Below are 11248 nucleotides of genomic sequence, written 5' to 3'. Positions count from 1 at the left end.
TTGAATATAAAAAGCTGCCGTATCTTTAGATAAGGCAGCTTTTTTTATGGCAGATGTTAGCAAGACACTACTACTAGATATTTTCAATCAATGATTTAAGCTGATCTAAATGTGCTAGCTGGTGGTGAGCCACTTGCCAGCGAGACTGACCGGCGAATTCAGTCGCAGGGATTGCCACCGTTTGCATGCTTGCCGCTCTTGCTGCGATCAGGCCATTAAATGAGTCTTCAATAGCTAAGCACGTTGCGGGCTCAACGCCTAAGGCCGTGGCACAATTTAAATAAACCTCAGGGTGGGGTTTGCCATATTGCAGCTTTTCGGCAGAGGCTATGGCCTCAAAATAATCCCTAATAGCCAGTTTATTCATTACTGCAGCAATTAAGTCACTGGACGATGAGGTAGCTAAGCCAATTTTTAGCCCTTGCTGCTGACAAGCTTGTAATGCTGCCACTACCCCCTGCATCGGCTTGCCTTCAGTTTCAATAAAGTGAATAACCCCATCAATAATTTGTTGGGAAACCGCTTGATTATCATACTCAGGCCAAGGGTATTTTTGATACCAATAGTGGACCAGAAGATCAATTCTCATGCCGGTGGTTTTTTCGGCATCAGCAAGAGTGATAGGCACACCCAATTGACTTAATACTGCCACCTCGACTCGTTGCCAAGCGGGCTCGGTATCAATAATGACCCCATCCATATCAAAAATAACCGCGTTAATTTTTATCAATGTCATAATAGTCCTGTTTACTGTTTTGAATATCTAAGCAATAGGGTTGAATAAGTATGTTGGTGGGTGCAAGTGATTAATATTAGCCAAATAACTATGCCTAACAGTCAAAATAATTGCAAAAAAATAGCGACAATTTGCTGAAGTAGACTCGGTTAAGTTTAAATTGTATGTATTACTTAATATATTGAATTAAATCATTTTTTATAATATTTTAAACTATCGTCTAATTTTATTTGTTTAAAGTGAGCTGTAAATTAGCCATCGAACTCAAAATTCAGATAGATTTCGCCTCCGATAGAGTGTGATCTAATTCATACTTTTGCAAACCTGTAGTATACTACGGGTCGGATTTCAAGCCCGAACCTGTGGAATGGTCATTCTCTATATTGAATGACGTTCAGTTTCGCTGTTAGGCGCAATAACAAAGAGGAATGTTGCCGTGCTAGAAGCATATCGTAAACACGTCGCAGAACGTGCTGCAGAGGGTGTTGTCCCTAAGCCATTAGATGCACAACAAGTGGCTGAATTAGTGAAGTTAGTTGAGACGCCGCCTGCTGGTGAAGAGGCCGTGATTCTTGACTTATTAGAGAATCGTATTCCCCCAGGTGTTGATGAAGCTGCCTACGTAAAAGCAGCATTCTTAGATGCAGTGGCTCAAGGCACTGTATCGTCACCCATCCTTTCAGCTGAGCGTGCTACCGAGCTATTAGGTACCATGCAGGGCGGTTACAACATTGAACCGCTTATCGCTCAATTAGATAATGATGCACTTGCGCCAATCGCGGTTACTGCGTTATCAAACACCTTGTTGATGTTTGATGCCTACCACGACGTGGTAGAAAAAATGCAAAAAGGTAATGCTTTTGCTAAGCAAGTTGTTGAGTCTTGGGCCGAAGCAGAATGGTTCTTAAACCGTCCTAAATTAGCTGAAAAGATCACCTTGACCGTATTTAAAGTATCAGGCGAGACAAACACAGATGACTTGTCTCCGGCTCCTGATGCATGGTCTCGTCCAGACATCCCATTACATGCTTTAGCGATGCTGAAAAATGCCCGTGACGGTATTGTACCTGATGTTGCTGGCACTGTTGGTCCAGTTAAAGAAATCGAAGCCCTTAAAGGCAAAGGTTACCCGCTTGTTTATGTGGGTGATGTTGTTGGTACCGGCTCTTCACGTAAATCAGCGACTAACTCAGTACTATGGTTCATGGGCGATGATATCCCTTATGCGCCAAACAAGCGTGCAGGTGGTTTCTGCTTAGGTGGTAAAATTGCCCCTATCTTTTTCAACACCATGGAAGATGCAGGCGCGCTACCAATCGAGCTTAACGTAGACAAGATGAACATGGGCGATGTTATCGACATCTATCCATACGAAGGCGTCGTTAAGCGTAACGGTAGCGATGAAGTTATCTCTACGTTCGAGCTAAAAACCGAGGTACTGCTTGATGAAGTACGTGCTGGTGGCCGTATTCCATTGATCATTGGCCGCGGGTTAACTGACCGTGCCCGTGAAACATTAGGCCTTGCGGCTTCTGAAGTGTTTGTTCGCCCACAAGATGTGGTTGCAACCAATAAAGGCTTTACGCTGGCACAAAAAATGGTTGGTAAAGCATGTGGTGTTAAAGGTATTCGCCCAGGTCAATACTGCGAACCTAAAATGACTTCAGTTGGTTCACAAGACACCACAGGCCCAATGACCCGTGACGAACTGAAAGATTTAGCATGTTTAGGCTTTAGCGCCGATTTAACCATGCAGTCTTTCTGCCACACTGCGGCTTATCCTAAACCTATTGATGTGAACACTCACCACACCTTACCTGATTTCATCATGAATCGTGGCGGTGTTGCACTGCGTCCAGGTGACGGGGTTATTCACTCTTGGTTAAACCGTATGTTACTACCTGATACCGTTGGTACTGGTGGTGATTCACATACCCGTTTCCCAATCGGTATTTCATTCCCAGCCGGTTCTGGCCTAGTAGCATTTGCTGCTGCAACAGGTGTTATGCCTCTTGATATGCCTGAATCAATTTTGGTGCGCTTTAAAGGTGAAATGCAACCAGGTATCACCTTACGTGACCTAGTTCATTCTATCCCGCTTAAAGCCATTGAAATGGGTCTGTTAACGGTAGAGAAGAAAGGCAAAATTAACGCTTTCTCTGGCCGCGTATTAGAAATTGAAGGTCTTGAGCAACTTAAAGTTGAACAAGCATTCGAATTATCTGATGCATCAGCAGAACGAAGTGCTGCAGGTTGTACGATTAAGCTAGATAAAGAGCCAATCATTGAATACCTAAACTCTAACATCGTGATGTTGAAGTGGATGATTTCTGAAGGTTATGGTGACCGCCGTACCATCGAGCGTCGTATTACAGCGATGCAAGAGTGGTTAGCAAACCCAGAGCTAATGGAAGCAGATGCAGATGCTGAATATGCTGAAATTATTGAAATCGATTTGAACGATATCAAAGAGCCAATTCTTTGTGCGCCAAACGATCCAGATGATGCGGTATTACTATCATCAGTTGCAGAAACAAAAATTGACGAAGTGTTCGTTGGTTCTTGTATGACTAACATTGGTCATTTCCGCGCAACCGGTAAAATGCTAGAGAAGTTTGCCACGACCTTGCCGACTCGCTTATGGATTGCACCGCCAACTAAGATGGATAAAGACCAGTTAACTGAAGAAGGTTACTACGCGATCTTTGGCCGTGTTGGTGCGCGTATTGAAATCCCAGGTTGTTCACTGTGTATGGGTAACCAAGCACGTGTTGCTGAAGGTGCGACCGTTGTTTCAACGTCAACACGTAACTTCCCTAACCGTTTAGGTACAGGTGCAAATGTGTACTTAGCTTCAGCTGAGTTAGCAGCAGTAGCGGCATTGTTAGGCCGTCTACCGTCACCAGCAGAGTATCAACAATACGCTCAAGAATTAGATGCAACTGCAGCTGATACTTACCGTTACTTGAACTTTGATCAAATTGATTCTTACACTAAGAAAGCTGACAGCGTGATTTTTCAAGCTGCAGTGTAATCTTTAAAAAGTAACAATCGATATAAAAAATGCCAGCGATTAAGCTGGCATTTTTGTGTCTTGGAATTGGGATTTTGAGCGGATAGCCATTACTTTTTGATGACTAAAAATGCCCAAACCAAGTTTGGAAATACCAAACTAAGAGTATTTGATATTCATATCAATCAAGGGTTCACGTGAACCTTTTTCGGCACGAAGTCGTGCTAAATACCGTTCCCAGATTTCCACTTGTTGATTACCCAGTTCAAATAAAATCTTCCACGAAAACAAGCCGGTATCATGACCATCATCAAAAATGATTTTTACTGCATAATTGCCTACAGGCTCAATGGCAGTGATATTGACGTTTTTCTTGTGGGTGACCAAAATTGGATTGCCGTGGCGCTGCACTTCAGCTGAAGGGGAGTGAACACGTAGCATTTCGCAGCTGATATTAAACACTTCACCGCTTTCAAAGCTCACTTCAAGTAACTTAGATTTACGCTTTAATTTAAGATTGGTTACAACGGGGCTATTGGCTTGCTGGTTCATGGCATTGCTCTCTTTAAAATACTGTCAGCAACGTTAAGATACTCTTGGCTGGCAATGATAGACAATAAAAAAGGTGATAGTCCATTGTGGCACTATTCACCTTTAATTTCCTAATATCTGTGAGGCTAAATTAGTAATAGATCACAGCTAGGTTGAGATAAGCTTAAGTAATCACTACAAAATGAAGCGGCTTAAGTCTTCATCTTCTACTAGGGCATCTAAGTGATCATTGACATAGTCGGCATCAATTACAAAGGTGCTACCTGATTTTTCTGAAGCGTCATATGAAATCTCTTCCATCAGCTTTTCCATCACAGTATGCAGGCGACGAGCACCGATGTTTTCAGTGGTCTCGTTCACTTGCCAAGCCGCTTTAGCAATGCGTTCAATACCACATTCACTAAATTCAACTTTAACGCCTTCAGTCCCCATTAACGCCACATATTGCTCGGTTAATGATGCATGTGGCTCAGTTAGAATACGTTTAAAGTCATCAGCGGTGAGTGCACTTAGCTCAACACGGATTGGTAAACGACCTTGAAGCTCAGGGATTAAATCCGATGGCTTAGACATCTGGAATGCACCTGAGGCGATAAACAAGATGTGGTCGGTTTTGACCATGCCGTGTTTAGTGGTCACAGTACAACCTTCGATTAATGGCAGTAAGTCACGTTGTACCCCTTCACGTGATACGTCAGGGCCTGAGCTTTCGCCGCGCTTACAAATCTTGTCGATTTCATCTAAAAATACGATACCGTTTTGCTCTACCAAGTCGATAGCTTGCTCTTTCATGTCTTCTTGATTGACAAGTTTTGCAGCTTCTTCTTCGATAAGCAGCTTGAAGGCTTCTTTAATTTTAACCTTTTTACGGTTTTCTTTAGTTTGCCCCATGTTTTGGAACATACTTTGAAGCTGATTAGTCATCTCTTCCATGCCTGGAGGTGACATGATCTCAACACCCACTTGCGGCGCGGCTAAGTCGATATCAATTTCTTTATCGTCTAGCTGGCCTTCTCGTAATTTCTTACGGAAGATTTGACGGGTATTTGAATCATCTTTCTTTTCAGTATCCCAGTCTTCTTTTGGCTTAGGCAATAGGGCATCAAGGATGCGCTCTTCTGCAAGCTCTTCAGCGCGATGACGGCCTTTTTTCATTTGCTGTTCGCGGGTCATTTTCACGGCTGAGTCAGTTAAATCACGGATGATTTGCTCAACTTCTTTACCGACATAACCCACTTCAGTGAATTTAGTGGCTTCTACTTTAATGAAAGGCGCATTAGCTAGTTTTGCTAAACGGCGGGCAATTTCAGTTTTACCGACACCGGTTGGGCCAATCATTAAAATGTTCTTTGGCGTCACTTCTTGGCGAAATGAGGCTTCAAGTTGCATGCGTCTCCAACGGTTACGAAGCGCAACGGCTACAGAACGTTTAGCATTTTTTTGACCAATGATGTGCGAGTCTAGCTCATGGACAATCTCGCGTGGGGTCATTTCAGACATAGATAATTCCTTACGTGCTAATTTAGTAGTCGATTTGCTCAACGGTTTTATGTTGGTTGGTGAATACACATATATCACCGGCAATCGTTAATGACTTTTCTGCAATGTCACGGGCACTTAAATCGGTATTTTGTAATAAGGCTAGCGCAGAAGCGTGGGCATAGTTGCCACCAGAACCAATTGCAATTAGGTCATGCTCAGGCTGAACCACATCGCCGTTACCGGTAATGATTAATGATTCTTTGGTGTCGGCGACAATAAGCATGGCTTCAAGGTTGCGGAGCATTTTGTCGGTGCGCCAATCTTTGGCGAGTTCAACGGCTGATTTTAATAAATGGCCTTGATGCATTTCGAGCTTGGTTTCAAAACGCTCAAAAAGAGTAAATGCATCGGCTGTGCCGCCAGCAAAACCTGCGATAACTTTATTTTGGTATAAGCGACGCACCTTACGTGCATTGCCTTTCATGACGGTATTGCCAAGGGATACTTGGCCATCACCTGCGATGACAACTTGATTATTGCGGCGAACGGAAACGATAGTAGTCACGGTAAATCCTCTTAACGACTGCAGCGTAAAATAGTCTGCTGCTGGTTGATAAACTAGATATGGGGGTGGTTAATAGAAATTCAAGGGAATAAAAAAGACGCTAACAATGTTAGCGTCTTTTTTGAGTTGTTTATAAGTTCTTGGCTACTGAGGCTGAACTCTCACTTCGCTAAGTTTAGTATTCCCATAGCCAAATTTGGCAGCCATTAATGCTAGCACGCTGCAATTTATGTCTGGCACGCTCTGCGGCACGTTTTGACTCAAATGGCCCTAAGATCACTTTATGCCACACGCCAGTCGTGCCTTGGGTCGCTCTCACTTGGGCTTCTAGACCTTGAAAGGCAATCACGGCTTTCATTTCTTCAGCCTGAGCAAGCTTTCTAAATGAGGCGCATTGCATTTGGTAAGGGCCTTGAGACTTCATCGCACCTTCTGGCACTTCAATATCAATACTTTTATTTTCTAGCTCTTCCAAATAAGTCCACTGCTCCGTTGGCTTTGGCGGCAGGGCATTAGGGTCTTTTTTCGCAGGTTTTGGCGTTGGCTTTTCAACCACTTGGCTTGCTGGTGCTGACTCAGGCGTAGCATCATCAGAACTACCACTGATAAACCACAAGAAATAACCAAAACCGCCTAACAGTAAAATGACCACCAAGGTCGGCAAATAAGGAATAGAGCGCTTTTGCTGAGCTGCGCCTCTCTTTTTAGATGCCGAACGTTTTTTGGGACTAGGCTTTTTATTAGCGTAATCTCGGCTCATTTACATACGCTCTAAGGTTTCGATGCCTAACAGCGACAAACCGGTTTTTAAGGTTTTTGAAGTTAACTGCGCCAATAATAAACGGCTTTGTTTTTGCGCTTCAGTTTCAGCGGCAAGTACAGGGCAAGCTTCATAAAAACTTGAGAATTCACTGGCTAGCTCATAAACATAGGCACACATAACATGTGGCAAGCCTTTTTCTGTCATGCGAGTTAATACTTCGCCAAACTGAGCAAGCTTAGTGCCGAGTTGCTTTTCTTTATCGTGTTCAAGCACGATTTTAGCCTGACTTAAGTCAACATCTGCTGCACGTTTAAAGATGCCTGCAACACGGGTGTAAGCATAAAGTAGGTACGGAGCGGTATTACCTTCAAAGCTGAGCATTTGCTCAAAGCTAAAGATATAATCGCTGGCGCGGTTTTTTGAAAGGTCAGCATATTTAACTGAGCTAATACCCACAACGCGAGCCACTTCAAGGAGTGTCTCTTCGTCCATATCAGGGTTTTTGCTACGCACTAATTCAACGGCGCGAGTGTTTGCTTCATCGAGTAAATCCACTAACTTAACGACGCCACCACTACGGGTTTTAAATGGACGACCATCAGGGCCATTCATGGTGCCGAAACCTGTGTGCTCTAGCGATAAACCTTCACGGACGAAACCGGCAGTTTTAGCCAGTTTGAATACTTGTTGGAAATGCAGTGCTTGGCGCAAGTCGACAAAGTACAGGGCGCGATCGGCTTTTAATACATTTGAGCGGTAACGCATTGCCGCTAAATCAGAGGTGGCATATAAATAACCGCCATCTGCTTTTTGAATAATAACCGGTAGAGGCTCGCCTTCTTTGGTGCGAAACTCTTCTTGGAATACCACTTTAGCGCCATTACTTTCGCTTAATAATCCTTTAGCTGCTAAGTCTGTAACCACTTGGGCTAAATCATCGTTGTAAGCACTTTCGCCATGAACATCTTCACGGGTTAAGGTCACCCCAAGACGTTTGTATACCTCATGACAATGGGCTAACGAAATATCATTAAATTCACGCCACAGTTTGTTGCAGTATTCATCACCTGATTGCAGTGATACGACTAAGTTACGGGCGCGGGTAGCAAAGTCGCTTGATTCATCAAAACGTACTTTTGCTTCACGGTAGAAGGTTTCTAAATCAGATAGCTCAAGATCAGCTTGTTCGCCATGAGCTGCGCGAAGCTCTTCCATATATGCCAGTAACATGCCGAACTGAGTGCCCCAGTCACCCACATGGTTTTGACGAATGACCTTATGGCCTAAAAATTCTAGTGCGCGTACTACACTGTCACCAATAATGGTTGAACGTAGATGACCTACGTGCATTTCTTTGGCAAGGTTTGGTGATGAGTAATCAACTACAATGGTTTGTGATTCAGGTAAGGTGATCCCTAAATGCTCACTGTTTAATGCATCTTGCAGTTGATTCGCTAAGGCATTTTCATCAATAAAGAAGTTGATGAAACCAGGGCCTGCAATTTCAACTTTAGCCACATGGCTAGATGCCGGTAGGTTGTCGATGATTAGCTGAGCGATATCGCGCGGGTTCTTTTTAGCAACTTTGGTTAGCATCATCGCTAAGTTAGTGGCTAAATCACCATGAGTTTTATCTTTAGTGCGCTCAACTTGAATGCGAGCCTGAAAATCAGCTGGGACAATGCCTTGTTGCTTAAAAGAGTCGACGGTTTGTTCTAGTAAAGATGCAATATGTGATTTCATGGGCGTTTATCAGCACTAACTTAAAGTAAAAGACAGGAGTAACCGACTATTTTAGCCGCTTTTGATACTCGAATGCTATCTCGATAGTGTTTTTATTCGAGATTTTTTTTAAATTTCAGCAAAGCGAATTTTATCGCAGAATAAGCCAAGCTGATTACATTAAATCTTGCGGGTCGCGGTCAATGCTCCAACGGCATTTTTTACTTTCAGGCAATGCCTCAATGGTTGGCAATACTTGCTCAAAAACCTGTTGTAATCGTTGTCTATTTTTAGCTTGGAATAATAACTGGCGGCGGTATTTGCCCGCTTTACGATCCAATGGAGCAGGCATTGGGCCAATGACTTCAAACTCTTTATCTTGGGGTAATAAGCTGGCCACCTGATTGAGAAAGCTATCGGCATCTTCTGCTAAATGGGCATCGGCTCTAAGCAGCACCATGTGCCAAGCGGGTGGTAACAGGGCTTGTTGGCGCTCAAGTAATTGCCCGCGGGCAAACTTACCATAACCGTGCTGCAGTAAATCCCTTAATATGGGGTTATCACTTTGATGGGTTTGTAGTAATACTTTACCGGGCTTATCAGCACGGCCGGCGCGGCCTGAAACCTGGGTATATAGCTGCGCAAAGCGCTCTGGGGCTCGAAAGTCAGCGCTGAATAAAGCGCCATCGACATCCATTAATCCCACTAAAGTCACATCTGGAAAATGATGCCCTTTAGCTAGCATTTGGGTGCCCACTAAAATTTTATATTCACCTTTTAAAATGCCGTTGAGCTGTTTTTCTAATGAGCCTTTTCTGCGGGTGGTGTCACGATCGATCCTCACTACCGGATATTGGGGAAACTCTTGTTCTAAGGCTTGTGCCAATTGCTCTGTGCCGGTGCCATGGCCCATTAACATGGTGCTGCCGCACTCATGGCATTGATGAGGAATAGCATATTGATTGCCACAATGGTGACAGCAGATTTCATTTAAACCTTGATGAACAGTAAAAAAGGCATCGCAGCGATCGCATTCATGCAAATGTCCGCACTCATGACAAAGTAGGGCTGGCGAAAAGCCACGGCGGTTTAGAAATAGTAATACTTGGTTGCCCGCATCTAGGTGCATACGCATTTCATTGATCATTGAGGCGCTCATGCCGGCCTTAAGCGGATGGGAGCGAATATCGATAATTCCTTGCTTCACTTTTTGGGCTGCACCTGCGCGTTCGCCGAGTTCTAAGTGGGCATAACGGCCTGAAATGGCATTCTGTAGCGATTCTAGCGATGGCGTTGCCGAACCTAAAATCACTTGAATATCTTCTAAGTGGCCGCGCATAACAGCTAAATCGCGGGCGTGATAACGCACCCCTTCTTGCTGCTTAAAGCTGCTGTCATGTTCTTCATCAAGAATGATAAGCCCCGGATATGCCATTGGGGTAAATAATGCCGAGCGAGTGCCGATAATAATCGCGGCTTCACCGCTACGGGCCTGACGCCAAGCCTCTAAACGCTGGTTGTCAGTTAATGCGGAGTGAATAACGGCAATATTGACATCAAATCGGCGCTTAAAGCGGTTAATGGTTTGCGGTGTTAAGCCTATTTCAGGCACCAAAATCAGCGCTTGTTTACCTTGCTTTAGGATAGTTTCTAATACTGACAAATAGACTTCGGTTTTACCAGATCCAGTAATGCCCTCTAATAAACTGCAATGAAACCCTTGCTGCTGATTAAGGATAGATACTGCCACTGCTTGCTGTTTATTAAGTTTAAGTGGGGTTTCTGTCATGACCAATTGTTGACGCCAGCTTAAGTCGGCGGCATTGGTGATGTGTTGGCGCTCAACCCAGCCTTTATCTTCAAGGGCTTTTAAGGCCAATTTACTGAGCTCTTGGGTGGTAAATTCATCTTGGCTGATGGCCGACTGCTGCAGTAATTCGAATAATTTCTTTTGTGCTGGCGCTCTTTTGAGCACGCTGATATCGACTTGCTTGCCTTGCTCGTTTAACGCAAATACAGTCACAGTCTGCGGTTGAGCACTTGACCCTTTACGCAGGGCAACCGGTAAGGCTTGGCTGAGCATTTGCCCTTGGCTGGCAAAGTAATATCTTGCCGCCCAAAGTGTTAATTTGTACAAACTTTCAGGCAGTAACGGTTTATCATCCAGCAGTTCAGTGATAGCTTTAATCTTGTTTGCTGGCACGTCGCAGTCATCTTTAATGGCAGTAATAAGCCCAATTAGTTGCTGTCGACCAAAAGGCACTTTTACCCGCAGTCCAAGCTTTATTTGTGCTACGTTGGCTTCAGGGATTTGGTAACTAAAGGTTTGCCGCATGGGAACGGGCAATGCAACCTCAACAAACACAGGCATAAGTCATCATCATTCAGAATTGTGAAGCTCTAGTTTACTCCAGC

8 protein-coding genes are annotated in these 11248 nt (G+C 44.1%); 1 reads left to right on the top strand and 7 read right to left on the bottom strand.

The window, feature by feature from the left end; translation table 11 throughout:
* Positions 1-73: 73 nt before the first annotated feature.
* Positions 74-736 carry a hexitol phosphatase HxpB gene (gene hxpB / locus Q4557_RS07810; RefSeq protein WP_303411912.1) on the bottom strand — a complete coding sequence of 221 codons (663 nt, stop codon included), beginning with the start codon at positions 734-736 and terminating at the stop codon, positions 74-76.
* 436 nt (positions 737-1172) lie between these two features.
* Here hxpB and acnB point away from each other — a divergent pair, with 436 nt between their 5' ends.
* Complete coding sequence (acnB, locus tag Q4557_RS07805; RefSeq protein WP_303411910.1) at positions 1173-3770, top strand: bifunctional aconitate hydratase 2/2-methylisocitrate dehydratase; 2598 nt, start codon at positions 1173-1175, stop codon at positions 3768-3770.
* Between the two features lie 138 nt (positions 3771-3908).
* Here acnB and Q4557_RS07800 read toward each other — a convergent pair whose 3' ends face one another.
* From Q4557_RS07800 to priA, 6 genes are all read right to left on the bottom strand, one after another.
* Entirely contained in the window at positions 3909-4301 is a 393-nt protein-coding gene (locus Q4557_RS07800; protein WP_076538497.1) for a gamma-butyrobetaine hydroxylase-like domain-containing protein, read from the bottom strand.
* A 174-nt stretch (positions 4302-4475) separates the two neighbouring features.
* Entirely contained in the window at positions 4476-5801 is a 1326-nt protein-coding gene (gene hslU / locus Q4557_RS07795; RefSeq protein WP_102440020.1) for an ATP-dependent protease ATPase subunit HslU, read from the bottom strand.
* A 22-nt stretch (positions 5802-5823) separates the two neighbouring features.
* Entirely contained in the window at positions 5824-6348 is a 525-nt protein-coding gene (gene hslV, locus Q4557_RS07790; RefSeq protein WP_076538501.1) for an ATP-dependent protease subunit HslV, read from the bottom strand.
* Positions 6349-6523: 175 nt separating this feature from the next.
* Positions 6524-7108 (bottom strand): SPOR domain-containing protein, encoded by a 585-nt coding sequence (locus Q4557_RS07785; RefSeq protein WP_102440019.1) that lies wholly within the window; start codon positions 7106-7108, stop codon positions 6524-6526.
* Positions 7109-8854 carry an arginine--tRNA ligase gene (argS, locus tag Q4557_RS07780; RefSeq protein ID WP_102440018.1) on the bottom strand — a complete coding sequence of 582 codons (1746 nt, stop codon included), beginning with the start codon at positions 8852-8854 and terminating at the stop codon, positions 7109-7111.
* A 154-nt stretch (positions 8855-9008) separates the two neighbouring features.
* Positions 9009-11204, bottom strand: a complete 2196-nt coding sequence (gene priA, locus Q4557_RS07775; RefSeq protein ID WP_303411903.1) for a primosomal protein N' — start codon at positions 11202-11204, stop codon at positions 9009-9011.
* Positions 11205-11248: the final 44 nt, after the last annotated feature.

Source organism: Shewanella sp. 5_MG-2023 (assembly GCF_030547465.1).
Lineage (GTDB): Bacteria > Pseudomonadota > Gammaproteobacteria > Enterobacterales > Shewanellaceae > Shewanella.
Note: the sequence above shows the minus strand (reverse complement) of the source record. Positions and strands in the feature narration are given on the sequence as shown.